Origin of the sequence: Herbaspirillum sp. NPDC101396, assembly GCF_044767365.1 — a bacterium.
Lineage (GTDB): Bacteria > Pseudomonadota > Gammaproteobacteria > Burkholderiales > Burkholderiaceae_D > Herbaspirillum.
In genome coordinates, this window is sequence record NZ_JBIWNT010000001.1 from 272,880 (window position 1) to 298,510 (window position 25,631).

Genomic DNA, 25,631 nt, shown 5'->3' on the forward strand with positions numbered 1-25,631 from the left:
CAAGGTCGGCGAGACGCGTGCAAAAGTTTTCTGTATAATTCGCTTTTGCGCCTATAGGAAATGCTATGCGTCTTCTCCAAAAAGCACTCACATTCGATGACGTGCTCCTCGTCCCGGCTTATTCGGACATCCTCCCCAAAGATACTTCCCTTGCCACGCGTCTGACACGCAACATTCGCCTGAACATTCCGCTTATCTCCGCGGCAATGGACACCGTGACTGAAGCGCGCCTGGCGATCGCCATCGCGCAAGAGGGCGGCATCGGTATTGTCCACAAGAACCTCACGCCAAAGGAGCAGGCGCGCGAAGTTTCCAAGGTCAAGCGTTTTGAATCCGGCGTGGTGCGCGATCCGATCACGATCCCGCCCACCATGAAGATCCGCGAAGTCATCGCGCTGTCGGAATTGCACGGCATCAGCGGTTTCCCGGTTGTCGAGGGCAGCGCCCTGGTCGGTGTGATCACCAACCGCGACCTGCGTTTTGAAGAAGACCTCGACGCCGAAGTGCGCGCCAAGATGACGCCGCGCGACAAGCTGGTCTACGTCAAGGACGGCGCCGGCCTGGAAGAAGCCAAGCGCCTGATGAACAAGCACCGCCTCGAGCGCGTGATGGTGATCAACGACAACTTCGAGCTGCGCGGCCTGATTACCGTCAAAGACATTCAGAAATCCACAGCTCACCCGTTCGCCAGCAAGGACGACCAAGGCAAGCTGCGCGTCGGTGCAGCCGTCGGCGTCGGTCCTGACAATGACGAACGCATTGAATTGCTGGTTGCCGCAGGCGTTGACGTGCTGGTGGTCGATACCGCCCACGGCCACTCCGCGGGCGTGCTGAACCGTGTCAAATGGGTCAAGACCCGTTACCCGCACGTTGATGTGATCGGCGGCAACATCGCTACCGGCGCAGCAGCCAAGGCGCTGGTCGAACACGGCGCGGATGCGGTCAAGGTCGGCATCGGCCCAGGCTCGATCTGCACCACCCGTATCGTTGCGGGCGTCGGCGTGCCGCAAATCTCGGCCATCGCCAACGTCGCGAAGGCACTCGAAGGCACAGGCGTGCCGGTCATCGCCGACGGCGGCATCCGCTTCTCGGGTGATGTTTCCAAGGCATTGGCGGCAGGCGCCTCCACGGTCATGATGGGCAGCATGTTCGCCGGCACGGAAGAAGCGCCGGGCGAAGTGATCCTGTTCCAGGGCCGCAGCTACAAGTCGTATCGCGGCATGGGCAGCGTCGGCGCCATGACCGACGGTTCGGCTGACCGCTATTTCCAGGACGGCGAAAACAACGCGGAAAAACTGGTGCCGGAAGGTATCGAAGGCCGCGTCGCCTACAAGGGCAGCGTGCTGGCGATTCTGTATCAACTGGTCGGCGGCGTGCGTTCCTCGATGGGTTATTGCGGTTGCGCCACCATCGATGAATTCCGCGAAAAAGCCGAGTTCGTCGAGATCACCTCGGCGGGTATGCGCGAGTCGCATGTCCACGATGTGCAGATCACCAAGGAAGCTCCTAACTACCGCGCCGACTAAGCAAGGTGACGATAGTGACAAAAGGCCGCGCCACTTAGTTTTGGCCGCGGCCTTTTGACTTATTTTTGCCGCTGAAATAATTTCAAACTTGCCTACCATCACAGCCATGCACTCAAAAATTCTGATCATCGATTTCGGTTCCCAGGTCACTCAGCTGATCGCTCGCCGCGTGCGCGAAGCCGGCGTGTTTTCCGAAGTTTTTCCCCACGACGTGAGCGACGAATTCGTCCGGAACTACGGCGCCTCCGGCGTGATCCTGTCGGGCGGCCCGAACAGCGTGACCGAAGGCGATACGCCGCGCGCGCCGTTCGCGGTGTTTGAGTTGGGTGTGCCGGTGCTTGGCATCTGCTACGGCATGCAAACCATGGCCGAGCAGCTCGGCGGCAAGGTGGAAAACGGCACGCTGCGCGAATTCGGTTACGCCGAAGTGCGCGCGCATGGCCACACCGCGCTGTTGAAAGACATCGCCGACTTCACCACGGCCGACGGCCACGGCATGCTGAAGGTCTGGATGAGCCACGGCGACAAGGTCAACGAAATGCCGCACGGCTTCAAGCTGATGGCCTCGACCGGCAACTGTCCGGTGGCCGGCATGGCCGACGAAGACCGCCGCTTCTATGCCGTGCAATTCCATCCGGAAGTCACGCACACGCTGCAAGGCAAGGCTTTGCTGGGCCGTTTCGTGCATGACATCTGCGGCTGCAAATCGGACTGGAACATGCCCGACTACATCGCTGAAGCGGTCGCATCGATCCGCCAGCAAGTCGGTACCGACGAAGTCATCCTGGGCCTGTCCGGCGGCGTCGACAGCAGCGTTGCCGCTGCGCTGATCCACCGCGCCATCGGCGACCAGCTGACCTGTGTGTTCGTCGACCACGGCCTGCTGCGCCTCGACGAAGGCAAGATGGTCATGGAGATGTTCGGCAAGAACCTGGGCGTCAAAGTCATCCACGTCGACGCGACGGATCAGTTCATGGGCCACCTGGCCGGCGTGACCGATCCGGAAGCCAAGCGCAAGATCATCGGCCGCGAATTCGTCGAAGTGTTCCAGGCCGAATCCGGCAAGCTGAAGAACGCCAAATGGCTGGCGCAAGGTACGATCTATCCGGACGTCATTGAAAGCGCCGGCAAGGGCAAGAAGGGCGCGCACACCATCAAGAGCCACCACAACGTCGGCGGCCTGCCGGAGACGCTGAACCTGAAGCTGCTGGAGCCGCTGCGCGAACTGTTCAAGGACGAAGTCCGTGAACTGGGCGTGGCCCTCGGCCTGCCGCACGAGATGGTATATCGTCATCCATTCCCAGGACCGGGCCTGGGCGTGCGCATCCTCGGCGAAGTGAAGAAGGAATTCGCCGACCTGCTGCGCCGCGCCGATGCGATCTTCATCGAAGAACTGCGCAACACCAAGGATGCCGACGGCCAGAGCTGGTACGAAAAGACCAGCCAGGCCTTCGCCGTGTTCCTGCCGGTGAAATCGGTGGGCGTGATGGGCGACGGCCGCACCTACGAATACGTGGTGGCGCTGCGCGCCGTGCAGACTCAGGACTTCATGACTGCACACTGGGCGCATCTGCCGCACGAGTTGCTGGGCCATGTGTCCAATCGCATCATCAACGAAGTGCGCGGCATCAACCGCGTGGTCTACGACATCTCGGGCAAGCCGCCTGCGACGATTGAGTGGGAGTGATCGGCTTCCTGACGCGTTGATTCTACTGTGCTAAATGAATGCCATTGATGGTCGTGACCACATCATCAATGGCATTTTTCATGGCATGTTGCCTTCGTCGAGGTGACTCGAAGATCACCGGGCTACACCGTGAGCATGCAGAACATTTGATGACTAGTCCGGCGCGACACGCGGCTTGGAATTCGAGCGGAATTGCTTGCGGTAGGCCGAGGGTGAAAGGCGAAAGGATGACTGGAAGTGCTGCCGCATGGACAGCCCGGTCCCAAACCCAGCCTGCTGGGCAACGACTTCAATCGATGCCGCGCTGCTTTCAAGCAGATGCTGGGCATGTACCAACCGCTGGCTCAATATCCATTGCTTAAACGACGTGCCGGTCGCATCGCGAAAATGGCGTGTGAAGTTGCGCCGGCTCATCGCTGCGCGCTTCGCGAGCGATTCAATGGTGTGGACTTGCTCCATATGTGCCGTCACCCATTCGAGAACCTGGGAAAGGCGGCCGTCGCTGCTCGTCACCGGCAAGGGACGTTCGATAAACTGCGCTTGCCCTCCCTGCCGATGCGGAGCGACCAGTAGTCTTTTGGCGCGACGATTTGCGGCATCTGGACCAGAAATCTGGCGTAACAGATGCAAGCAGCAATCGATGCCTGCGGCGACGCCTGCCGAGGTAAGGACATCGCCTTCGTCGACATACAGCACATCCGGATCCACTTTTACCTTGGGATATCGTTTGGCCATTGTGTCGACACACTCCCAGTGGGTCGTGGCGGTTTTGCCGTCCAGAAGACCAGCCTGGGCCAGCGGAAACGCCCCAACGCACAAACCCACGACTCTGGCGCCTCGGCGATGCGCCCGCTGAAGCGCTTCCAGCAAAGCAGGCGGCGCCTCGCGACAGTCGTCATGCCAGGAAGGCATGATCACCAGGTCGGCCGAGTCCAGAGCGGCAAGGTCGAACGGCGCGTCGATCATAAAGCCGGCCGTGGTGCGTAGCGGCGTCTTGTCAGTTGTACAAACCACCACTTCAAACGCCGACACCACAGGGTCGCGCGCATTGCCGCCAAAAACCAGGCATGGCACCGATAAGTGAAATGGAATGATGCCGTCGAAAGCAATGATGGCAATTTTCAAGCGATCGGATAAAAAAGCTTTTTTTCGCATGGCCCAATTATATCGAACATTGGCTTTCAGGCCGCTAGTCCTGACCGCGGGATGGATCGACAATGGCTGTGGTGGGGAAGCAAACTCAGCCAGCATCCCGGCCTGCACGCCGATCAATACAAAAAAGGATACCTATGCACACCTCAAGCCGCTTGCACATCTTGCCGGCCGTCGCCTGCACTGTGCTGCTGGCCGCTAACGCAAACGCCGTCGTCACTTTCAACGAAAAAAACCTGAATCTCCAACGCGTGTTGGTGCCGGAGGACGGTGAGATCTGCAGCTTTTGGCTGGCTAAGGGGACAGGATGAACAATGCCGAGATTTCCGGCGTGAAGATACCGGACAGTCGAATCGCCCGGGAAATAACCCAACACGTTCGCGACACCGAAACCGATCTGCTGTTCCAGCATTCCAGGCGCGTTTATTTTTGGGGCGCCTTGCTGGGGCAGCGCAAGGATTTGAAATTCGATCCGGAACTACTTTACGCCGCCGCCATGTTCCACGACATCGGCATCACGCCCCATTACCACGGGAGCCAGCTCCGTTTCGAGGTCGATGGCGCGAACGCGGCGCGCGAATTTCTGCAAGGCCATGGAATTGCCGAAAGCGACATCGAGAAAGTCTGGCTTGCGATCGCGCTGCATACGACGCCTGGCATTCCCGAACATATGCACCCCGAAATCTGCCTGGTGCAGGCTGGCGCCGGAATGGATATGACGGGCCGTCACCAGGCAGACTTCTCGGATGAAGAGCGCGGTGCAGTGATTACCGCCTGCCCCCGCGGTCACGATTTCGGGCATCAAGTCATCGAAACTTTTTATCAAGGTCTGAAGCATCGGCCCGGTAGCACCTTCGGCACGTTCAATGACGATTTTCTCGCATTCAATGATCCTGAGTTTCAGCGGGCGGACCTGTGCAGCATCATCCTCGCCAGTTGGCGGGGTTAGAACGGCGTGCACATTGCCACGGTTCTTCTTCTCTCATTAAAGGAAAGCAAAATGAATACATTCATCAAATTTGGCAAAGGCGCCAAAAAATCTCACTTACGGTCAATTTCGATTGCATCGGCAATGCTGCTGGCCTCCACGATGGTCTTTGCTGCTCCCGAGAGCGAGCTCGCTCAAACGACGCCGGATGACTATTTTCACACCGGCGCAGGCGCCAGATATCTGAAGCGCGCCGATTCGGATCTGGTCGTGGAATCCTTGCGAGGAAACATCAGCGTAATACAGGGTTCCGGCGGCAATATCACCGTCCTCTCGGGAAAAGACGGCAAGTTCCTGGTTGACGCGGGTATTAGCAAATCGCAGGAAAAACTACAGGCTGCCCTCAATAACCTCAGTCCCGCGCCAGTAAAGTTTGTGGTCAACACGCACTGGCATTGGGACCATACGGATGGCAATGCATGGATGCATGCGGCTGGCGCCACCATAATTGCTCACAAAAATACCTCGAAGCATTTGACCGAAACCACACACGTGAATGCCTGGAACTGGACCTTCGATCCGGTGCCGACATCGGCGCGTCCAACACTGCTGGTCGACAAGAAGAAAACATTTACCTTCGCTGGAAGCCAAGTTGAAGTTGAAAATTTCGGCGACGGCCACACCGATGGCGATCTGTGGGTCTATTTCAAGAACGCAGATGTACTAGCGTTGGGAGACACTTTCTGGAACGGCAACTATCCCTATATCGACAATGAAGACGGCGGCAGCATCGATGGAGCGATCAAGTGGGCCAACCAGGCCGTCGCACGCACGACGGACCACACCATCGTTATTCCTGGCCACGGCGCAGTAGGCACTCGCAAACAGCTGATCGAGTTCAGCGACATGCTGGTCACGGTACGCAACAACGTAGCGGCGTTGAAACAACAAGGAAAATCGCTCGATGAAATAATTGCCGCCAAGCCGACCGCTGCCTTCGACGCGAAATGGGGAAATTTCGTATTCAACGGCGATCAATTTACCAGGATGGTCTACGCCGGCCTGCGATGAAAAATTGAAGACGAGCCGGGAGAGCGCCGTAACAATGCCTGCTGACTTGAAACGGTAAAGATGGCGCCCTTGTTTCATTTGGTCAGCTGAAAAGAGCGTACAGAATAAGGTACCTGATACTGCAGCTGTCTTATGCTGCGAAGCTTGGGCTCGATAGCCGGCCTGAGCCGGGGAAGCCCCCGCGGACTTATTTCCCTCGCAGATGCGTCCTCGGCACCGGGGTGGTCAAGGATGACGGATAATAGCGGCCACATCTTTTCAGCACCATTTTGGAATTCCCCCATGGAAATTAAAGTCAACTTCCTCGACAAGCTGCGTCTCGAAGCCAAGTTTGATGACTTCACGGTCATCGCCGACCAGCCCATCCGCTACAAGGGCGACGGCTCGGCGCCCGGACCCTTCGATTACTTCCTGGCGTCGTCAGCTTTGTGCGCCGCTTACTTCGTGAAGTTGTACTGCAACACGCGCAACATCTCCACCGAGAATATCCGCCTGTCGCAAAACAATATTGTCGATCCGGAAAACCGGTACAAGCAGATCTTCAAGATCCAGGTGGAGTTGCCGGCGGATATCGAGGAAACCGATCGCCGCGGCATCCTGCGTTCCATCGAGCGCTGTACGGTGAAGAAGGTGGTGCAGGAAGGCCCCGACTTCATCATCGAAGAGGTGGAAAGCCTGGACGCCGACGCGCAATCCTTGCTGACCCTGAAGCCGGCTGCCGATGCCAGTACCTTTATCCTGGGCAAGGATCTGCCGCTGGAGCAGACCATCGCCAACATGTCCGGCATCCTGGCGGACCTGGGCATCAAGATTGAAATCGCTTCGTGGCGCAATATCATCCCAAACGTCTGGTCGCTGCACATTCGCGATGCGCATTCGCCGATGTGTTTCACCAACGGCAAGGGCGCGACCAAGGAAAGCGCGCTGGCGTCGGCCCTGGGTGAATACATCGAGCGGCTCAACAACAACCATTTTTACGCAGGTTCATTCTGGGGTGAAGACATCGCCGAGGCGGAATTTGTCCACTATCCGAACGAGCGCTGGTTCAAGCCCGGCCGCAAGGATGCGCTGCCGAAAGAAATCCTGGATGCGTACTCTCTGGAAATCTACAACCCCGATGGCGAGCTGCGTGGTTCGCATCTGATCGACACCAACTCCGGCAACGTAAAGCGCGGCATCTGTTCGCTGCCCTATGTGCGGCAGTCGGACGGCGAGACGGTGTATTTCCCGTCCAACCTGATCGAAAACCTGTTCGTCAGCAACGGCATGAGCGCCGGCAATACGCTGGCCGAAGCACAGGTGCAATGTCTGTCCGAAATTTTCGAACGCGCTGTCAAGCGCGAGATCCTGGAAGGCGAAATCACGTTGCCTGACGTGCCTCAGGAAGTGCTGGCGAAATATCCCGGCATCCTGGCGGGCATCAAGGGTCTGGAAGAGCAGGGCTTTCCGGTGCTGGTGAAGGATGCGTCGCTGGGCGGGACCTATCCGGTGATGTGCGTCACGCTGATGAATCCGCGCACGGGCGGCGTCTTCGCCTCCTTCGGTGCGCATCCGAGCTTTGAAGTCGCGTTGGAACGCAGCCTGACGGAGTTGCTGCAAGGTCGCAGCTTTGAAGGCCTGAACGATTTGCCGCCGCCGACCTTCGAGAGCAACGCGGTGACCGAGCCGAACAACTTTGTCGAACACTTCATCGATTCCAGCGGCATCGTGTCGTGGCGCTTTTTCAGTGCCAAAGCGAATTATGAATTTGTCGAATGGGACTTTACCGGCAAGGGTGAAAATTCCAACGCCGAGGAAGCCGCGACCTTGTTCGGCATTCTCAAAGACATGGGCAAAGAGTCTTACGTAGCGGTGTACGACCAACTGGGCGCCATCGCCTGCCGGATTCTGGTGCCGGGCTATTCGGAGGTCTATCCGGTAGAGGACCTGATCTGGGACAACACCAACAAGGCGTTGTTGTTCCGCGCCGACGTGCTGAACCTGCATCGCCTCGACGATCCCGCCCTGGAAGCGCTGCTTGATCGTCTGGAAAACAGCGAGCTCGATGAATACTCCGATATCGCCACCTTGATCGGCATCGAATTCGACGAGAACACGGTCTGGGGGCAACTGACGGTGCTCGAACTGAAGCTGCTGATCCAACTCGCCTTGCAGCAATTCGAGGACGCGCAGGATCTGGTCGGCGCTTTCTTGCAGTACAACGACAACACGGTCGAGCGGGGCTTGTTTTATCAGGCGCTGAAGGTGGTGCTGGAGGTCATGCTGGATGACGATCTGGAACTGGACGACTACGTGGTCAACTTCAGGCGCATGTTTGGCGACGCTCGCATGGATGCCGTCCTGGGCTCGGTGGACGGCAGTGTGCGCTTCTTCGGCTTGACGCCGACCAGCATGAAACTCGAAGGCCTCGACCGGCATCATCGCCTGATCGACAGCTACAAGAAACTGCATAAGGCGCGCGCCAACGCGGCGGCTGCAAATAGCTAGGAGTGCGAGCCATGGCTGAACAGGATCTGTTTGGAGAGGTACCGGCACCTGTCGCGCGTCCGCGTCAATCCCGTCCGCGCCCGTCAGCCTCGGCGCCCCAGCACACCTGGTTCTTCGCTTTGCGTCCGGCCCTCACGGATGCAGCCCGTCTTGATGCGTTTGCTGAAAAATTAATGACGTCTCATGGCGTCACCGGCAAACGTGTCGGGGCGGAGCGGCTGCACATCACGCTCGAACTGGTCGGGCACGACAGCGACGAGCGCGTGGTGGAGGCGGCGTGCCGCGCAGCCGATGCAGTTCGTTTTCCTGCCATTGATGCGCGTTTCGACGCCGCCGTGACTTTCTCTGCACCCAGCGGGCCGTTCGTGCTGCTCGGAAGCGACGGGCTCGACGCCGTGCGCGAGCTGCGCACGGCGCTTGGTTGTGCGATGGCCGAGCATGGCTTTACGCCGCAACGCTCCTATGAACCGCACATGACCCTCGGCTATGATCCGCGCAACCGTGTGGAACGTGCTGCCATCGATCCCATCGGATTCCGGATTGCCGAGTTCGCACTCGTCAAAAGCCATATCGGAATGTCGCGGCACGAAGTGTTGCGCGTGTGGCCGCTCAACGGCTGAGCTCCTCCGCCCGGCGCGATCCGCCGCTCCAGTGCACCAGCCCTGCGATCAATCCCAGCACGATACCGAAGACCACGATGCCGCTCCAGCCGTAGCGCGCCATCAGCCAGCCGCTGATCATCACGCCGAGGGCGCCGCCTGAGAAGGTGGCGGTCATGTACAGGCTATTGATGCGACCTTGCGCTTTCGGATCGACGGCGAAGGCGCGGGTCTGGTTGGACACCAGGCCCGACTGCACGCCAATATCGAGCACGATGACCCCGATCACCAGCAACACCAGCGAGGTCTCAGCGCCGGCCAGCAGCAGGAAGGCCGCCGTCACGATGCCGATGCTGGCGGCAACCACGCTGCGCGGTCCAAGCCTGTCGGTGGCGCGTCCGCCGAGCGAGGCGGCCAGCGCGCCGGCTGCGCCGATGATGCCGAAGCCGCCGGCCCAGGCGCTGCCCATGTGCCACGGACCGTTCGCCAGTAGCGCCGCCAGATTGACCCAGAAAGCATTGAAGCAAGCCCACAGCAAGGCCTGCACCATCATCGATTCGCGAATCGGACGATGGTCGCGCGCCAGCGGCCACAGCGATGCCAGCAGGCGTCCATAAGACAGATTGGTGCTCGGCACGCCGCGCGGCAACAGCATCGCAGCGGCGACCCACACGGGAATCATGAACGCGGCTTCCACGCCATACACCGCACGCCAGCCATAGGCTGATCCGACCACGCCGCTGATGGTGCGGCCCAGCAGGATGCCGACCATGATGCCGCTGACTACTGTCCCGACTGCGCGTCCGCGATCCTTCGGCAGTGACATGACGGCGGCGAAAGGCACCAGTTGCTGGGGTACGCAACTGACGATGCCCAGTCCGAACGAGGCTGCGATCAGCGCCCAGATGCCGGGCGCCAATGCCGCTGCACTGGCGAAAATGAACGCGCCGATGATCTGGCCCAGTACCAACTTGCGGCGGTCGAAGCGGTCACCCAGCGGCAGCAGCAAAGCCAGTCCGACGGCGAAACCGAGCAGCGTCGAGCCGGCCACGAGATCGACTGTTGCCACGTCGACGTGCATGTCGGAGGCAATCAAGGGCAGGATGGGCTGGGTGCAATAGATGTTGGTGATCACCGCGCCAGCGATGATCGCCATCATGAGGATCTTGCCGCGCGATGCAGTGGTGGGCAATGGGGGATTGATGGATGTGGTTGGCTGATCGTTCACGGCGTTCTCCTTCGACAGGCCTGTGGAGGGCGGCGGAATGCCACGTTCCGCAGGCTGATGCCGTAGCTTACTTGTTTGCATTTATAAAGATAATTACCTAAGATTGGGAATCATCCTTCCAGAATTTGGTAATTGCACATGAACCGTCTCGATTCCATGGCCATCCTGATCGCCGTCGTTGATGCGGGCAGCTTGTCGGCTGCCGCGCGTGTCCTCGACATGCCGCTGGCCACGGTCAGCCGCAAGCTGGCGGAACTGGAGACGCATCTGAAGACGCGCTTGCTCCATCGCTCGACGCGGCAGCTCTCGCTGACGGAGGCTGGCATCTCCTATGTGGCCGCCTGCCGACGCATCCTGGAAGAAATCGGCGAGGCCGAGCGCGCCGCGACGGGCGAGTACGCTTCGCCCAAAGGCGAGCTGCTGGTCACGGCGCCGGTGGCGTTCGGACGCTTGCATGTGGTCCCGGTAGTGGCGGAATTTCTGGCGCAGTATCCGGAGATCAGCGTCAACCTGATGCTCACCGATCGTGTCGTGCATTTGATGGATGAACATGCCGACGCGGCGATACGGATCGGCGAGCTGCCCGACAGCATGCTCATGGCCACGCGTGTCGGGACCGTGCGACGCGTGATCTGCGCCAGCCCGGCTTATCTGGCGGCACATGGCGTGCCGGCCCGGCCGCAGGATCTTGCCGGGCATGCCTGTGTCACATTTGAAGTCCTTGCGTCCATGCGCGCCTGGGTATTCGGAAGCGGCAAATCCGAGTTGTCGGTACCGGTGCAATCGCGGTTCACGGTGAACACGGCAGAGGCGGCCATCGCGGCTGCAACGGTGGGCGTCGGGCTGATCCGCGTGTTGTCCTATCAGGTCGCGGACGCGGTGCGTGAGCAGGCGCTGCGCGTGGTGCTGGAGGCGTTCGAATCGGCGCCGTTGCCTGTCAGCCTGGTGCATACGGGACAGGCGCCGCTGCCGTTGAAGCTGCGGGCCTTTCTGGATTTCGTGACGCCGCGTTTGCGCGTGCGCACTGAACGACTCCTTGCTGAATAATCAGGTGCGCCGGCGTTGCAGCAACGGCAGGCCGAGATCGGCCGCGAGTGCAATGGCGATCGCAATGCCGCCGATCATGAAAAGCAGGCGATGGCTACCGCCGCTGGCATTGAAGATGGCCGAATAGCTGTAGCCGGCAACCGCCTGGAACGCCGCAAAGATCGTTGTGGCGCGTCCCCAGACGACGTTTTGCCGCTCTGCGTGGGCATGGCCGGTGACGACTTCCCGTACGCGCGCCAGCATCAGCGGCACGATGCCGGGCGGGAAGGCGCCTATCAGCAAGGTCAGCAGGGCGAGATAGAGATGGTTGTCGGTGCTGCACAGGCCCGCGACCGCCAGCAACTGGACCAGCAATACGTAGCGCATGGTCAGCCGCGCACCGATGCGGTCGGCCAGCAAGCCATAGACCGGCGGACCAAAGATCGCTCCCACGCCGTACAGAATCCAGAACAGCGATCCCTGATGCGCGCCGGCGCCGAGGCCGCGCGCAATGAAGTCGACGAAGAACACCATGGCCGGCACCAGGCCGACGGCCATCAGCGCATATTGTGCATACAACAGGCCAACGCCGGATGACGATGGCGGCGCGGCTGATGCCGCCGTCTCCGCATGTGCGGTGACGGCGGCCGCGATCGGTGCGTTTGCCGGCGGCCAGGCAAACCAGCTGGCCGCTGTCAGCACAGCCGAGACGACGCCAAGTCCGAACCAGGTTTGCCAGAGTCCGAGATTGAGCAGCAGCGGCACCAGTGTTCCTGAACCGGCGATACCCAATCCCAGCCCCAGAAAGATCGCGCCGCTGGCCGACCCGCGGCGCTCCGGCGGCACGTGCGGCAGGATGGTCGCGGCCACCAGCACCATGATGGCGCCGCCGGCAATGCCCGATACCAGCCGCCAGCCGAAAAACCATGCCACCGACAGCGGCACGGCGCAGGCCAGAAACGACAGCGTCACCAGCACCATCATCAGCCGCAGCGTGGCGACGTTCGACAGCTTGCGCGCGATCGGCCGACCCAGCAGCGCACCGAGCAGGTAGCCCGCCAGGTTGGCGGCGCCGAGATAGACGATGTCCGCAGCGGAAAACCAGTGCGCCTGGATCAGCGGTGGAATCAGCGGCGTGTAAGAAAAGCGCGCCAGCCCGATGCTGACGAGACTGGCGCACAGGCCGGCAAGAATGTGACGCCATACGGCTGAACGGCTGGCGACTGCGGTGGCTGGGGCGGTGACGTCGGTGGACATGCGCGATGTTCCTTCAAGGCAAGCAGAATATTGTGCGAAATTATGTTTGACACGTATGTCAATAATGCGCATCGTAATCATCATTGACAGTTGTGTCAATGATGATCTACTCTCGTGCATCATCTACCGATTAATGGAGAAGAGCATGGCCGGAGTCCGGCAGTTCGATGAAGAAGCAGTACTGGACAAGGCCCTGGGCCTGTTCTGGCAAAGGGGCTACGCCGAAACCACCATGCAGGAGCTGGCCGCGGTAACCGGCGTGCAGCGCGGCTCGTTGTACAACGCCTATCAGGGCAAAGACGCCTTGTTCCTGAAAGTGTTCGACCTGTACATGGACAGGTTCATCGAGGGCGTTGTCCAGACCCTGGATCGGCAGGACATGGCCGAGGCCCTGAGTGGATTTTTTGCCTTTGTCATCGATTCCATGACGGCCGGAGCGCCGACGCGCGGCTGCCTGAGCAGCAAGACGGCATTGAGCGGCGAAGTGATCGAGGAGCCGATACGGCTGGTGCTGAAAAAACTGGTCGACAAATTGGAGGAGGTGTTGCTGGAACGCTTCCGGCGTCCGGGCGATGCAGCCAGGCTGATGACCACGCCGGAGGAGGCCGCGCGCCTGATCGCCACCTTTACGCGCGGACTGGTGGTCATGGAGCGGGTGTATCGCGACAAGGCGCGTTTGCTGGAGACGGCGGAAATGCTGGTGAGCTTGTTGCTGGGCTCCGCCGCCCGCGACAGGTAGCAACGCCAGACAAGCTATAATGCCGACTTACGGACAACGCGAGGCGCAAGCCTGCACGCACGGCTCCGAAACCCGCGGCGCACACGCCGCCGCCAGCTTCCTATCATCGTGACTTACAGCATCAAAGAAATTTTCTATACCTTGCAAGGCGAGGGCACGCACGCCGGTCGTCCGGCGGTGTTTTGCCGTTTCAGCGGCTGCAACCTGTGGACCGGCCGCGAAGAAGACCGCAGCAAGGCGATTTGCCAGTTTTGCGATACCGATTTTGTCGGCACCGACGGCGAGGGCGGCGGCAAGTTCAAGACCAGCGATGCGCTGGCGCAGACCATCAACGATCTCTGGCCGGAGACTTACGCTGCCAGCAAGTACGTCGTGTTCACCGGTGGCGAACCGCTGCTGCAACTCGACGAAGCGCTGATCGCCAGCATGCATGCGGTCGGCTTCGAGATCGCCATCGAAACCAACGGCACGATTCCGGTGCCGCCGGGCGTCGACTGGATTTGCGTCAGCCCCAAGATGGGCTCCGAGCTGAAGGTATTCAAAGGCAGTGAGCTGAAGGTCGTGATTCCGCAGCAGGCGCAGGTTCTGGCCGACTATGAGAAGCTGGATTTCGCGCATTTCCTGCTGCAGCCGATGGACGGACCCGACGCCGCGCGCAATACCAAAATGGCGATCGAGCTGGTCAAGAATAATCCAAAGTGGAAGCTGAGCATTCAGACGCATAAGCTGCTGCAGATACCGTAAGCAACTGCGATATATCGGTTATCGGCTTGCGCCCCTATTGCCGGGCGCGCGTTTGTTTACAATCCATTTCTATTTTCAATCCGTATTTAATCCGTATCCAATCCGTAAGGCGTTCATGCTGACCATTACCCGTAAACTCGAATTCGATGCAGGTCATCGCATCCCCGACCACAAGAGCCAGTGCCGCAACCTGCACGGCCATCGCTATACGCTGGAGATCACCTTGGTCGGCAAAGTCATCGAAGTCGAGGGCAGCTCCGACAACGGCATGATCATGGACTTCTCCGACATCAAGACGCTGGCCAAGCAGCATCTGGTCGACGTCTGGGACCACGCCTTCCTGGTCTATGAAAAAGACATGCCGGTGCGCGACTTCCTGGCCAGCCTGCCGGACCACAAGACGGTCGTGATCGACCGCATCCCGACCGTGGAAAACCTGGCGCGCACCGCCTTCGACATCCTCAACGCGGCCTACAAGGACGCCTACGGCACCGGCCTGCATCTGCAGAAACTGGTGCTGCACGAAACGCCCAATTGCTGGGCCGAAATCACCGCCGACTGAGGCGCAAGCGATCATGACCGACACGTTCACGGCCTCACCTGAGCACATGCAGCTTGCGCTCGTGCAGGCGCAGCACGCCTGGGACCTCGGCGAAGTGCCGGTCGGCGCGGTGGTGGTCAAGGACGGCGAAGTCATCGCCACCGGCTATAACCAGCCCATCGGCAAGCATGACCCGACTGCGCATGCCGAGATCATGGCCTTGCGCGCGGCGGCCGAGATTCTCGGCAATTACCGTTTGCCCGGATGCGAACTGTATGTCACGCTGGAACCTTGCGTGATGTGCGCCGGCGCCATGATGCATGCACGCCTGGCGCGCGTGGTCTACGGTGCAACCGATCCCAAGACCGGCGCCTGCGGTTCGGTGGTCAACCTGTTTGCGCAGGAGCAACTGAACCACCATACTGAACTGGTCGGCGGCGTGATGGCGGAGGCCTGCGGACAGATGCTGAAGAGTTTTTTTTCGGAACGACGCGAACAGCTGAAACAGGAAAGACTGCAGCGCCAGGCAATCGCCCACGCGCATGCCAATGCCCAATCAATCGACGAAGAAGCCAATGACTGAGACCTTGCTCGCTCCCGAGATCCACGTGCCGGCCGGCACCTGCGTCGCCATCGTCGCCCCCGGCGGCTATGCGCCCGACGAGGCTGCGGTCGGACGCGGCATCGCCTTGCTGGAAGCGCAAGGCTGCAAGGTCAAGAGCTACTACGATCACGCGGCGCGGCACCAGCGTTTCGGCGCCACCGATGCCGGCCGTGCGGCCCACATCCAGCAGGCGGCGGCCGATCCCGAGGTGCAGGTGGTCATTGCATTGCGCGGCTCCTACGGCATGTCGCGCATCCTGCCGGTGCTGAACTATGAAGCGCTGGCCGCCAGCGGCAAGTTGTTCGTCGGCTACAGCGACATCACCGCCTTGCATCTGGCCTTGCTGGCGCAGACCGGCGCCGGCGGCATTGCCGGGCCGATGCTGTGCAGCGATTTCGGCGCCGAGACTCCGAGCACGATGACGATGAACAGTTTCTGGCGCACCCTCACGCAGCCGACACAGACCATCGCGGTGGAAGAGGCGGGCAATCCTGCGCTGAAGGTAGCGGGCAAGCTATGGGGCGGCAATCTGGCGATGGTCGTACATTTGCTCGGCACGCCGTATTTTCCGCAGATCGACGGCGGCATCCTGTTCGTGGAAGACGTCAACGAACATCCGTATCGCGTCGAGCGCATGCTGCTGCAGCTGGAGCACGCCGGTGTACTGGCGCGCCAGAAGGCGGTGCTGCTGGGGGATTTCTCAAATTACCGCTTGTCCGACTACGACAATGGCTACAATTTCGAGCAGATGCTGGGCTATGCGCGCCAGCACCTGTCGGCGCCGCTGCTGACCGGATTGCCATTTGGCCATATCGCCGACCGCGTGAGCTTGCCGGTCGGCGCCCATGCCGAGTTGGAGTCCGACGCGCGCGGCTTCTCGCTGCGTCTCAGCGGCTATCCGATCCTGTCCTGAGGCAGAGCCTACAAAGGCTTGATCTCGACCTTGACGCCATCGCTGAGCACCGTGATGGCACCCGGTTCGAAACGCTTGCCGTTCATTTCCAGTTGTTCCGGCTTGAAGGTGTAGAGCGGGTAATCCTTGAGCACCTGTTCCGCCGCGGCGTTGCCGATGGCGTTGAGCTGCGGTGCGTATTGCGCCGGCACGCCGGCGATGTCGACTTTTTCCACCGTAGGCGAATCCAGCCGGACCGTACGCGAAGCAGCGTCGTACTTGAGCGCGCTGCTCATCGCCAGCGTGCCGTTGACGGGTTTGTTCATCAGCAGTTTGTTGTCGATCTGGGCGTCGACCACGGTGGTGAGTCGATTGCTGTCGGGATTGAGCGCCAGGCGCGGATTGCTGAGGTTGACGTCGAACATGTCCATGTAGCGCAGCTTGCGCGGGAACTGCGTGGCGATGGCCGATTGCAGGTCTTTCTTCGGCACGGTGTATTCGTTGGTCCAGATGTTGTACGCCGCCTGGCTGGCGCCGGCCGCCGCCAATGCGCCGCAGGCCAGCAGCGCCGCGCCTGCCAGAGTGCGCCAGCGCTTGTTGAATACGGATGTTGTCGTTTTGATCATCTGTCTTTCCTGTCATCGGGCAAAGCGGTTGGAACCGTTGCCGGGCAAATAATTCAAAGCGATTGGCCTCCGAATTTCCCCCGCCTCGGGGAGCAGTCACGCCGGACTTGGCCTGCAATGGTAAAATCACGTGTTTACACCTGACCTCATTCGACTTCCCGGGTTAGTTTGTTTTCCGGCAACTTGTCGGGCAACTCCTCAGCATTATCTAAATACGTAAGGGCTTTTTTCAGTGTTATCCACGGCAAACATCACGATGCAGTTCGGCCCCAAGCCGCTGTTTGAAAACATTTCGGTCAAATTCGGCGACGGCAACCGCTACGGTCTGATCGGCGCCAACGGCTGCGGCAAGTCGACGTTCATGAAAATCCTCGGTGGCGATCTCGAGCCGTCGGCCGGCAACGTCAGCCTGGACACCAACGAACGCCTCGGTAAATTGCGCCAGGATCAGTTCGCCTACGAAGAAATGCGCGTGCTGGACGTGGTCATGATGGGCCACACCGAAATGTGGGCGGCGATGGCCGAGCGCGACGCGATTTACGCCAATCCGGACGCCACCGACGACGACTACATGAAGGCCGCCGACCTGGAAGCCAAGTTCGCCGAGTACGACGGCTACACTGCCGAAGCGCGCGCCGGTGAGCTGCTGTTGGGCGTGGGCGTGGCGATCGAACAGCACCAGGGTCCGATGAGCAACGTCGCGCCGGGCTGGAAGCTGCGTGTCTTGCTGGCGCAGGCGCTGTTCTCGAATCCGGACATCCTGCTGCTCGACGAACCGACCAATAACCTCGACATCAACACCATCCGCTGGCTGGAAGACATGCTCAACGAGCGCAATTCCACCATGATCATCATTTCCCATGATCGCCACTTCCTGAACCAGGTCTGTACGCACATGGCCGACATGGACTACGGCACGCTGAAGGTCTATCCGGGCAACTACGACGAATACATGCTGGCGTCCTCGCAAGCGCGTGCGCAGCAACTGTCGGTCAATGCCAAGGCCAAGGAAAAGGTCGCGGAATTGCAAGACTTCGTGCGCCGTTTCTCGGCCAACAAATCCAAGGCGCGCCAGGCGACGTCGCGCGCCAAGCAGATCGACAAAATCAAGGTCGAAGACATCAAGCCGTCCAGTCGCGCCAATCCTTTCGTGCGTTTCGACGGCGAGAAGAAGCTGCATCGCCTGGCGGTGGAAACGCAAAGCATCAGCAAGACCTACGATCGTCCGATTTTCAAGAACTTCAACATCATGGTTGAAGCCGGCGAAAAGATCGCCATCATCGGCGCCAACGGCGTCGGCAAGACCACGCTGTTGCGCTGTATCGGCGGCGATGTCGCCGGCCTGCAACCCGACAGCGGCTTGGTCAAGTGGGCGGAAAACGCCAACGTCGGCTACATGCCGCAGGATCCGACCGAAGAATTCGCCAAGGGTGAAATCCTGACCGACTGGATGGGTCAATGGACCCAGGAAGGCGACGACGACCAGGCAGTGCGCTCGATCCTCGGCCGCCTGCTGTTCTCCGGCGACGACGTCAAGAAGTCGGTGCAGGTGCTGTCCGGCGGCGAGAAGGGCCGCATGATGTACGGCAAGCTGATGCTCGGTCGCCACAACGTCCTGCTGATGGATGAACCGACCAATCACATGGATATGGAGTCGATCGAATCGCTCAATATCGCACTTGAAAAGTATGCCGGCACGCTGATCTTCGTGTCGCACGACCGTGAATTTGTTTCGTCGCTGGCCACGCGCATTCTGGAAGTGAAGGAGAACGAAATCGTCGACTTCCGTGGCAGCTACGAAGACTATCTGTCCAGCCAGGGCATCGAATAACTTTTTTCAGGCGATCGATTTTTCGATCGCCTTTTTATCGTCCAAGCCATGCAAGCAACCGCAATGAAGGTCGTCGAGTTTGAACGACCACAGATGGAGACAGGCAGCAGCTGCACAGCCAACGCGTGGGCCAAGGTCCCGGCCACGCCGACGGCCGATGAACGCCAGGTATTGAAGGCGCGCATCAAACAGCTGCTGAAGGAAAAACAGGCCGTGCTCGTCGCGCACTATTACGTCGACGGCGACCTCCAAGACCTCGCCGAGGAAACCGGCGGCTGCGTCTCCGACTCACTCGAGATGGCGCGCTTCGGCCGTGACCATGCCGCACAGACGCTGGTCGTCGCCGGCGTGCGCTTCATGGGCGAAACCGCCAAGATCCTGAGCCCGGAGAAGCGCATCCTGATGCCCGATCTGGACGCCACCTGTTCGCTCGACCTCGGCTGTCCGAGCGACGAATTCAACGCCTTCTGCGACGCCCATCCGGACCGCACCGTAGTCGTGTACGCCAATACCAGCGCCGCCGTCAAGGCGCGCGCCGACTGGATGGTGACCTCGTCGATCGGCCTCGACATCGTCAAGCACCTGCATGCGCAAGGCAAAAAAATCCTGTGGGCGCCCGACAAGCATCTGGGCGGCTATATTCAAAAGCAGACCGGCGCCGACATGCTGCTGTGGCAGGGTTCCTGCCTGGTGCACGACGAGTTCAAGGGCGTCGAACTGGAACTGTTGCGCAAGGAACATCCCGAGGCCCTGATCCTGGTGCATCCGGAGTCGCCCGAAGGCGTGGTCGCGCAGGCCGATGTGATCGGCTCGACCTCGCAACTGATCGCCGCAGTGCAATCGTCGGACGCCAAGGAATTCATCGTCGCCACCGACAACGGCATCCTGCACAAGATGCGCGCCGCCGCGCCCGGCAAGATCTTCATCGACGCGCCGACCGCCGGCAACAGCGCCACCTGCAAGAGCTGCGCACATTGCCCGTGGATGGCCATGAACGGTTTGCAGAATCTGCTGCACGTGCTGGAAACCGGCAGCAACGAAATCCACGTCGATCCTGCCATCGGCAGGAAGGCCGTGGTCTGCATCGACCGCATGCTGGATTTCGCGGCGCAGAAAAAAGCCAATGTGCGCCCGACCGGCGCATTGGAAAACGAACAAACACTGTTTGCAGGAATCGGCCCAGCATGAGTCTCACCGTCAGCAGCACCAGCAATCTGCGCAACCCGTTTGCACCTTTCGATCCGGCCTTGTCGGCCGCCTTCGACGCCAATGTCAACCTGGCGATTGCCGAAGACGTCGGCAACGGCGACCACACCGGCAAACTGGTGCCGGAGAACGAACACGTCAAGGCGCGCGTCATTGTGCGCGAACAAGCCGTGCTGTGCGGTGCGCCGTGGTTTGAAGCCGTCATGGCGCGGCTCGATCCGCGCCTGCGCGTGGACTGGAAGTTCGGCGAAGGCGACCTGATGCAGACCGATGCCGAAGTCTGCCGCATCGAAGGTCCGGCGCGGGCCTTGCTGACGGCGGAACGCGGTGCCTTGAATTTCCTGCAATTGCTGTCCGGCGTGGCGACCGCCACCCATCGCTACGTTGACCTGATCCGTGATACCCGCGCGCGCATTCTCGACACCCGCAAGACCTTGCCGGGCCTGCGTCTGGCGCAGAAGTACGCGGTCCGCGTCGGCGGCGGCATGAACCAGCGCCTGGCGCTGTATGACGGCATCCTCATCAAGGAAAACCATATCGCCGCAGCCGGCGGCATCACTGCTGCCGTGACGGCGGCGATCAAGCTCAATGCCGGCGTCAGCATTCAGGTCGAAGTCGAAAGCATTGATGAGCTCGGGGAAGCATTGGCCGCAGGCGCCACCTCGATCCTGCTTGACAACTTCACGCTGGACATGATGCGCGAAGGCGTCATGATCAATGCGCGTCGCGCTGTACTGGAAGCATCCGGCGGCATCAACATGGATACGGTCCGCGCCATTGCCGAGACCGGCGTGGACCGCATTTCGGTGGGCAGCCTCACCAAGGATCTGCAGGCGATCGACTATTCGCTGCGGATCATCGGCTGAGGTTGGCTGAGGTTGGCTGAGGTTGGCTGAGGTCGGCTGAACCGGCTTTCTTCTTTCTTTCGACACAACCCGCATGACTTTCATGGCATGCGGGTTGTGTCGTTTTGCGGCTGCGCTTGCTGCGGGCGCTGATAAAATGCGCCATTGCACCGGGCGTGAGAAAAGGCAATTGAACCGCCGCACATCTGCCCGCACCGGCAGGCCATCTTCAGGGGATCCAACGTGAAATCAAACAATCTCGTCGCACCGTTGCTATGGGCCGCACTGTATTTCGTGTTCGGCTTCGTCTCGCACGCGTTGAACGGCTCCTTCGTCGCCACCGGCTACATCTGGCTACCGGCCGGGATCACCGTCAGTGCCTTGTTGTTGACACCGACCGCGCGCTGGTTTCCATTGCTGGTGTTGTTGTTCGCCGCGCAGATTCTTCTGGGTTGGCTGGAGCATCGCGAACTCTGGCGCATGGCTTTGTTCTGCCTGGATGAAATCGGCGTCGCAGCGGTGGCGGTGTGGTTGGTCAGGCGCGCGCCTTTCCCGATGGAAGGACTCTTTTTCGTTCGCGGCCTGCTGATGGTCGGGGTCGGTGCCAGCGTCGTCAGCGGCCTGTTTGGGGCGGCCTGGTTCGCTGCGACGCAGGGTACGCCATTCTGGCCAACGTTGCGCGTGTGGGCGCTGTCCGACCTGGTCGGCATCCTGATCATGACGCCGGTGCTGGCGAGCTGGTCGCAGTTCCGGGCCACGCGTTCGGGCGGGATTGCGCGCACCGAATTCCTGCTGGGCCTGGCGTCCTTCATCGCCGTCATTGCGACCGCTTATCTTGCGTTCGACAGCGAGCTTGACCGCATCGTTTTCGACATCGATTTTTCAACGACGTATCTGCCGCTGTTTTTCATCGCGCTGGTCGCCCTGTTGTGGGGCGGTCGCGGCGGCGCCTTGTCGGTCGCGGTCTTGTCCCTGATGGCGTTCGTCTACAATTCGCTGGGACGCGGACCGTTCGTCGAACTGGTCCGGCTGAACTCCAGCAATGCTCTGCTTGAGTTGCAGATCTATCTGGCGGTGGCGTCGCTGCTGTCGTTGCTGATCAGCGCATTGAAGACCACGCGCGAGCAACTGCATGACGACGTCGCGCGCTGGAAGAGCAATGTCGAGCTGGCGCTGACCGTGAGTCGGCAACTCGTGTACAGCATCGATCCCGACAAGAAGACCCTCGCCTGGAGCGGCGACGTACAAAGTTTGCTTGGTCTTTCGCCGAACAAACTTGCAACCCTGGATCAGGTATTGAAGCTGGTGCACCCCCTGGATCAGCATCGCTTGCGTCAGCGTTGGCTGGAAGAAGAGGGCGGCGACAGCGAAGAAGTGCGCGAGGACATGCCGTTCCGCTTGCTGCTGGCTGACGGAAAAATCATCGGCGCGATCGACATGAGCCGCAGTTTGCGCGATCCCGACGGTAGCCTCGTGATGGTCGCCGGCACCTGGCATTTCAACGGTGCAGATCTCGCCCAGGGCCGGGGCGAAAAATGACAGCCCGCGTTGGCGTCATCATGATTCACGGCTTGGGCGGCACGCAATACGATTTGGGCTCGATGCACAAAATCCTGCAAAAAGCCGGCGCCGATACTCATGCCGTTACCTTGCCCGGACATGGGACCAGGCCGGAGGATCTGATTCCGATCCGGGCCGAGCAATGGATAGACCTGCTCGTCGCGCAGTATCGCGAATTGCAGCCGCAGTACGAGCAATTGCATGTCATGGGCATGTGCATGGGGTCATTGCTGGCGCTGATTCTGTGCGAGCGGGTCGGGCATACGGCGAAACAGGGCAAGCTCGTCACGCTGGCGCCGCCGATCTACATCGATGGCTGGTCGACGCCCTGGTATGCCAATTTGCGCAGACTGTTCTATCTGATCCCGGGCGTCGCCTCGCGCATGAAGGTGGAAGAGGGCGAGCCTTACGGTATCAAAAACACGCTGGTGCGTGCCGTCGTCAAGGCCAAATTCGAGCGCGGCGACAATTTCCACTATCGCTGGGTGCCGATGGCGTGCATCCGCCAGGTCGATCGCCTGCGCAGCTGGGCCACTGCCGGCGCGAAGAACATCAAGGCGCCGACGCTGATCGTCCATGCGCGGGAGGATGAGCTCACCAGTTTGCGTTCGGCGGAATACCTGCAGGCCGCGATTCCAGATGCGCGCACCGTGGTGCTGGAGAACAGCTACCACATGATCTGCGTCGACAACGACCGCGACCAGGTGGCCAACAGCGTACTGGAATTCTTCGGCTTCCCGCCGCTGCCGGAGCGCGTACGCCGGCAGCGTGGCACGGCCGCCTGAGACATATCAGAACACGCGTCCGAGCTGCAGGTAGACGTTCCACACGCCCTGGTCGCCCAGCGCGGCGCCGAAGTACAGCGGCCCGACCGGACTGCTGCCGCCGAGGAACAGGCTGATGCTCTTTTTGTACGGACCGTCGCCCATGGCGCTGCGCGACTGCCAGACGTTGCCGGCTTCCAGGCTGGTGCCGAGCACCGGATTGCGCAAGCCCGGTACGGCGAATTCATTGAGATCGCGCAAGTAGGTCAGCCTGCTGTAGAGCAGATAATTCCCATAGAACTGGTCGGCTGCATACGCCGACAAGCGCTGGAATCCACCCAGGAAAAAGCCCGGTCCCGCGCTGTTGGACGACAGGTTGCTGGCCGCTTCCAGCGCCACGTTGACGGTGTTGCGATCGTGGCTGAAGGCCCACAGGCTCTTGACCTGGGCGTCGCTGTAGCGATCGTCGTCCTTGCCGAAGCCGCGATGTGCTTCGGCGAACAGGTAGTAGCCCTTGCGCGGGAACAGCGGATCGTCGAGCTGATCGATGGTCAATCGTGCGCGCGCCACCGGCTGGTTGCTTTGCGCGGTGCCGTATAACGAACCGAAAGCCGGATCTGACAGGTTGTAGGACGGCGTGTATTTGTTGTGCTGATAGTTGACGCCCAGCCGCACTTCGCCCAGCCGCGCCAGCGGCATGCCAAGGTCGACGCCGGCGGTGTAGGTATCGATGCGGTATTGCGTCAACGGCGAAGCCTTGCCGTCGCTGCCGTCGGGGTAGATGTCCACGTAGCGGCGGTTCAAGTCGACATACGGCGACAGGTACATGCCAGTGGTGCCGAACACCGGCTGGCGCAGTTCGCTGTGCAGGCTGGCGCGGTTGTTGCCGAGCACCAGGTCGTTGCGCCATTCGAGGCCGCTCTGGTTGATCCAGGGATAGCGATGGCCGATCTGCAGGTTGACGCCGCCGCGACCGTTGAAGTTGTTTGACAGGCCAAGTCCGAACAGCAGGTATTGCGGTCCCCAGGATTTTTCCTCGGCGTCGATCAGCAGCACATTGCGACCGTCTTTCTCGACGATCTCCTGCGTCAGCGCGTTGAAGTCGCCGTTGGTCGCCAGTTGCGACAATTGCTGGTTGATCTTGTCGGCGTCGTAGACATCGCCTTCCTTCACGCTGAGCCGGCTGCGCACGTACGCGGCAGGAATTCGTCCCGTGGTCTTGATTTCGATTGCATCGACGCGGGTGTCCCGCGCCAGCGCCGGACCGCTTTGGCGCGCAGCCAGATAAGCCTGCCACGCGGCCGGCGGCAGCGACAGTTCGGTGAGGCGGGCGCTCTGCGTCTGCGCCGCATTCCAGCCCGCGTTGACCCCGTCCTTGCCGCGCGCAAAGTCGGTGAAGGACATGCCGGTCAGTTCCGGTTCGATCAGCACGTCGCTCTTGCCGAGCAAGGCCTTCTGCGCCTTGACGTTTTGCTGGATCAGGATGCCCACCATCTGCTGCGCGACGGCGGTGGGTGATTGCAGATTGGCGGGGTCCTGCAAGGGGGTGGCGATGTTGACCGCGATGATGACGTCGGCGCCCATGTCGCGCGCTTCCTGCACCGGCAGGTTGCTGACCAGGCCGCCGTCGACCAGCGTGCGGCCGTCGATCGCATAGGGCGCGAACAGACCCGGCACGGCCATGCTGGCGCGCATGGCGCGCGGCAACGAGCCATGCTCAAGGATGACTTCGGTGCCCTTGCCAAGATCGGTGGCGACGGCGCGAAACGGAATCGGCAGATGGTCAAAGGAAATGTTGGCCGGCAACTGCGCCGTCCAGTTCTGCAACAAGGTCAGCAGATTGTTTCCCTGCACCAGGCCGGGCGCCAGCTTGAGCTTGCCGTCGTCGTAACCGGCGGCAATCGAGATCGGATACTGGAAGTCGTCTTCACGCTGCGATTGCGGCAGCTTGGCGCGTTCATTGCGGTCAAAGGCGATGTCGCTGAGGTTGGTCTGCGACAGCCGGTTTTCCAGGTCTTCGGCCGAAATCCCGGTGGCGTACAGGCCGCCGACCAGCGCGCCCATGCTGGTCGCGGCGATGTAGTCGACCGGCACGTGCAGCTTCTCCAGATATTGCAGTACGCCCAGATGCGCATAACCGCGCGCGCCGCCGCCGGACAGGACCAGGCCGATGCGCGGGCGCGGCTTGGCGGCGATTCCAGGATCGGTATCTGCCGCCGACGCAGATGCGGTAGTGGTGAGGAAGGCAACTCCCGCCAGCAGGCAGAGCACGCGAAGGGGGAGAAGGTCGGCGGGGCGTGTCACGATGTAGGGGCGAA

22 protein-coding genes are annotated in these 25,631 nt (G+C 60.8%); 17 read left to right on the plus strand and 5 right to left on the minus strand.

Features of this window, described 5'->3' with window-relative positions:
- Window positions 1-65 precede the first annotated feature (65 nt).
- Together guaB and guaA are read left to right on the plus strand one after the other, a co-directional pair.
- The gene (gene guaB, locus ACIROY_RS01220; RefSeq protein WP_016835451.1) at window positions 66-1,526 is read left to right on the plus strand and encodes an IMP dehydrogenase; all 1,461 of its coding nucleotides are present in this window, start codon (window positions 66-68) and stop codon (window positions 1,524-1,526) included.
- Window positions 1,527-1,632: 106 nt separating this feature from the next.
- Window positions 1,633-3,213: a glutamine-hydrolyzing GMP synthase gene (gene guaA / locus ACIROY_RS01225; protein ID WP_402271925.1), complete on the plus strand. Its 1,581-nt coding sequence runs from the start codon at window positions 1,633-1,635 to the stop codon at window positions 3,211-3,213.
- Window positions 3,214-3,366: 153 nt separating this feature from the next.
- Here the strand turns inward: guaA and ACIROY_RS01230 are convergent, their stop codons facing one another.
- Entirely contained in the window at window positions 3,367-4,368 is a 1,002-nt protein-coding gene (locus tag ACIROY_RS01230; protein ID WP_402340117.1) for a GlxA family transcriptional regulator, read from the minus strand.
- 304 nt (window positions 4,369-4,672) lie between these two features.
- Here ACIROY_RS01230 and ACIROY_RS01235 point away from each other — a divergent pair, with 304 nt between their 5' ends.
- The 4 genes from ACIROY_RS01235 to ACIROY_RS01250 all read left to right on the plus strand — a co-directional run bounded on the left by ACIROY_RS01235 (window position 4,673) and on the right by ACIROY_RS01250 (window position 9,471).
- Entirely contained in the window at window positions 4,673-5,314 is a 642-nt protein-coding gene (locus ACIROY_RS01235) for an HD domain-containing protein (protein WP_402339040.1), read from the plus strand.
- Window positions 5,315-5,365: 51 nt separating this feature from the next.
- The gene (locus ACIROY_RS01240) at window positions 5,366-6,364 is read left to right on the plus strand and encodes an MBL fold metallo-hydrolase (protein WP_402271921.1); all 999 of its coding nucleotides are present in this window, start codon (window positions 5,366-5,368) and stop codon (window positions 6,362-6,364) included.
- A 282-nt stretch (window positions 6,365-6,646) separates the two neighbouring features.
- A complete protein-coding gene (locus ACIROY_RS01245; protein ID WP_402339042.1) occupies window positions 6,647-8,851 on the plus strand; it encodes an OsmC domain/YcaO domain-containing protein in 2,205 nt (734 codons plus the stop codon).
- A gap of 11 nt (window positions 8,852-8,862) precedes the next feature.
- Window positions 8,863-9,471, plus strand: coding sequence for a 2'-5' RNA ligase family protein (locus ACIROY_RS01250; protein WP_402339044.1), 609 nt, complete (start codon window positions 8,863-8,865; stop codon window positions 9,469-9,471).
- On the opposite strand, the gene ACIROY_RS01255 is transcribed toward ACIROY_RS01250, so the two are convergent.
- On the minus strand, window positions 9,461-10,678 hold the full coding sequence (locus tag ACIROY_RS01255) for an MFS transporter (protein WP_402339046.1): 1,218 nt from the start codon (window positions 10,676-10,678) through the stop codon (window positions 9,461-9,463). The genes ACIROY_RS01250 and ACIROY_RS01255 overlap by 11 nt on opposite strands.
- Before the next feature lie 138 nt (window positions 10,679-10,816).
- Between ACIROY_RS01255 and ACIROY_RS01260 the strand changes: the two genes are divergently transcribed.
- Window positions 10,817-11,725 carry a LysR family transcriptional regulator gene (locus ACIROY_RS01260; protein ID WP_402339048.1) on the plus strand — a complete coding sequence of 303 codons (909 nt, stop codon included), beginning with the start codon at window positions 10,817-10,819 and terminating at the stop codon, window positions 11,723-11,725.
- Here the strand turns inward: ACIROY_RS01260 and ACIROY_RS01265 are convergent, their stop codons facing one another.
- Complete coding sequence (locus ACIROY_RS01265) at window positions 11,726-12,961, minus strand: YbfB/YjiJ family MFS transporter (RefSeq protein WP_402271910.1); 1,236 nt, start codon at window positions 12,959-12,961, stop codon at window positions 11,726-11,728.
- A 145-nt stretch (window positions 12,962-13,106) separates the two neighbouring features.
- Between ACIROY_RS01265 and ACIROY_RS01270 the strand changes: the two genes are divergently transcribed.
- The 5 genes from ACIROY_RS01270 (at window position 13,107) to ldcA (ending at window position 16,502) form a co-directional block, all read left to right on the plus strand.
- A complete protein-coding gene (locus tag ACIROY_RS01270; protein WP_402271908.1) occupies window positions 13,107-13,700 on the plus strand; it encodes a TetR/AcrR family transcriptional regulator in 594 nt (197 codons plus the stop codon).
- Between the two features lie 108 nt (window positions 13,701-13,808).
- Window positions 13,809-14,444 (plus strand): 7-carboxy-7-deazaguanine synthase, encoded by a 636-nt coding sequence (queE, locus tag ACIROY_RS01275; RefSeq protein WP_402271906.1) that lies wholly within the window; start codon window positions 13,809-13,811, stop codon window positions 14,442-14,444.
- Between the two features lie 115 nt (window positions 14,445-14,559).
- A complete protein-coding gene (gene queD / locus ACIROY_RS01280; RefSeq protein WP_402271904.1) occupies window positions 14,560-15,006 on the plus strand; it encodes a 6-carboxytetrahydropterin synthase QueD in 447 nt (148 codons plus the stop codon).
- A gap of 13 nt (window positions 15,007-15,019) precedes the next feature.
- Window positions 15,020-15,568, plus strand: coding sequence for a tRNA adenosine(34) deaminase TadA (gene tadA / locus ACIROY_RS01285; protein ID WP_402339050.1), 549 nt, complete (start codon window positions 15,020-15,022; stop codon window positions 15,566-15,568).
- On the plus strand, window positions 15,561-16,502 hold the full coding sequence (gene ldcA / locus ACIROY_RS01290; RefSeq protein WP_402339052.1) for a muramoyltetrapeptide carboxypeptidase: 942 nt from the start codon (window positions 15,561-15,563) through the stop codon (window positions 16,500-16,502). Before tadA ends, ldcA begins: the two co-directional genes overlap by 8 nt.
- A gap of 8 nt (window positions 16,503-16,510) precedes the next feature.
- On the opposite strand, the gene ACIROY_RS01295 is transcribed toward ldcA, so the two are convergent.
- Window positions 16,511-17,107, minus strand: a complete 597-nt coding sequence (locus ACIROY_RS01295; RefSeq protein ID WP_402339054.1) for a DUF1439 domain-containing protein — start codon at window positions 17,105-17,107, stop codon at window positions 16,511-16,513.
- A 232-nt stretch (window positions 17,108-17,339) separates the two neighbouring features.
- On the opposite strand from ACIROY_RS01295, the gene ACIROY_RS01300 reads away from it, so the two are divergent.
- The 5 genes from ACIROY_RS01300 (at window position 17,340) to ACIROY_RS01320 (ending at window position 23,334) form a co-directional block, all read left to right on the plus strand.
- On the plus strand, window positions 17,340-18,938 hold the full coding sequence (locus ACIROY_RS01300; RefSeq protein ID WP_402271894.1) for an ABC-F family ATPase: 1,599 nt from the start codon (window positions 17,340-17,342) through the stop codon (window positions 18,936-18,938).
- A gap of 48 nt (window positions 18,939-18,986) precedes the next feature.
- The gene (gene nadA / locus ACIROY_RS01305) at window positions 18,987-20,126 is read left to right on the plus strand and encodes a quinolinate synthase NadA (RefSeq protein WP_402271892.1); all 1,140 of its coding nucleotides are present in this window, start codon (window positions 18,987-18,989) and stop codon (window positions 20,124-20,126) included.
- Window positions 20,123-21,010 (plus strand): carboxylating nicotinate-nucleotide diphosphorylase, encoded by an 888-nt coding sequence (gene nadC, locus ACIROY_RS01310; protein WP_402271889.1) that lies wholly within the window; start codon window positions 20,123-20,125, stop codon window positions 21,008-21,010. Before nadA ends, nadC begins: the two co-directional genes overlap by 4 nt.
- 222 nt (window positions 21,011-21,232) lie before the next feature.
- On the plus strand, window positions 21,233-22,528 hold the full coding sequence (locus ACIROY_RS01315) for an MASE1 domain-containing protein (protein WP_402271888.1): 1,296 nt from the start codon (window positions 21,233-21,235) through the stop codon (window positions 22,526-22,528).
- A complete protein-coding gene (locus tag ACIROY_RS01320; protein ID WP_402271887.1) occupies window positions 22,525-23,334 on the plus strand; it encodes an alpha/beta hydrolase in 810 nt (269 codons plus the stop codon). Before ACIROY_RS01315 ends, ACIROY_RS01320 begins: the two co-directional genes overlap by 4 nt.
- Window positions 23,335-23,340: 6 nt before the next feature.
- Here ACIROY_RS01320 and ACIROY_RS01325 read toward each other — a convergent pair whose 3' ends face one another.
- Window positions 23,341-25,584 (minus strand): patatin-like phospholipase family protein, encoded by a 2,244-nt coding sequence (locus ACIROY_RS01325; RefSeq protein ID WP_402272473.1) that lies wholly within the window; start codon window positions 25,582-25,584, stop codon window positions 23,341-23,343.
- Window positions 25,585-25,631 lie beyond the last annotated feature (47 nt).

What these genes read in the sequence shown, in the direction of transcription:
- guaB (WP_016835451.1), top strand. Translation starts at nt 66, where the DNA reads ATGCGTCTTCTCCAAAAAGCACTCACATTCGATGACGTGCTCCTCGTC.
- guaA (WP_402271925.1), top strand. Translation starts at nt 1,633, where the DNA reads ATGCACTCAAAAATTCTGATCATCGATTTCGGTTCCCAGGTCACTCAG.
- ACIROY_RS01230 (WP_402340117.1), bottom strand. Translation starts at nt 4,368, where the DNA reads ATGCGAAAAAAAGCTTTTTTATCCGATCGCTTGAAAATTGCCATCATT.
- ACIROY_RS01235 (WP_402339040.1), top strand. Translation starts at nt 4,673, where the DNA reads ATGAACAATGCCGAGATTTCCGGCGTGAAGATACCGGACAGTCGAATC.
- ACIROY_RS01240 (WP_402271921.1), top strand. Translation starts at nt 5,366, where the DNA reads ATGAATACATTCATCAAATTTGGCAAAGGCGCCAAAAAATCTCACTTA.
- ACIROY_RS01245 (WP_402339042.1), top strand. Translation starts at nt 6,647, where the DNA reads ATGGAAATTAAAGTCAACTTCCTCGACAAGCTGCGTCTCGAAGCCAAG.
- ACIROY_RS01250 (WP_402339044.1), top strand. Translation starts at nt 8,863, where the DNA reads ATGGCTGAACAGGATCTGTTTGGAGAGGTACCGGCACCTGTCGCGCGT.
- ACIROY_RS01260 (WP_402339048.1), top strand. Translation starts at nt 10,817, where the DNA reads ATGAACCGTCTCGATTCCATGGCCATCCTGATCGCCGTCGTTGATGCG.
- ACIROY_RS01265 (WP_402271910.1), bottom strand. Translation starts at nt 12,961, where the DNA reads ATGTCCACCGACGTCACCGCCCCAGCCACCGCAGTCGCCAGCCGTTCA.
- ACIROY_RS01270 (WP_402271908.1), top strand. Translation starts at nt 13,107, where the DNA reads ATGGCCGGAGTCCGGCAGTTCGATGAAGAAGCAGTACTGGACAAGGCC.
- queD (WP_402271904.1), top strand. Translation starts at nt 14,560, where the DNA reads ATGCTGACCATTACCCGTAAACTCGAATTCGATGCAGGTCATCGCATC.
- tadA (WP_402339050.1), top strand. Translation starts at nt 15,020, where the DNA reads ATGACCGACACGTTCACGGCCTCACCTGAGCACATGCAGCTTGCGCTC.
- ldcA (WP_402339052.1), top strand. Translation starts at nt 15,561, where the DNA reads ATGACTGAGACCTTGCTCGCTCCCGAGATCCACGTGCCGGCCGGCACC.
- ACIROY_RS01295 (WP_402339054.1), bottom strand. Translation starts at nt 17,107, where the DNA reads ATGATCAAAACGACAACATCCGTATTCAACAAGCGCTGGCGCACTCTG.
- nadA (WP_402271892.1), top strand. Translation starts at nt 18,987, where the DNA reads ATGCAAGCAACCGCAATGAAGGTCGTCGAGTTTGAACGACCACAGATG.
- nadC (WP_402271889.1), top strand. Translation starts at nt 20,123, where the DNA reads ATGAGTCTCACCGTCAGCAGCACCAGCAATCTGCGCAACCCGTTTGCA.
- ACIROY_RS01320 (WP_402271887.1), top strand. Translation starts at nt 22,525, where the DNA reads ATGACAGCCCGCGTTGGCGTCATCATGATTCACGGCTTGGGCGGCACG.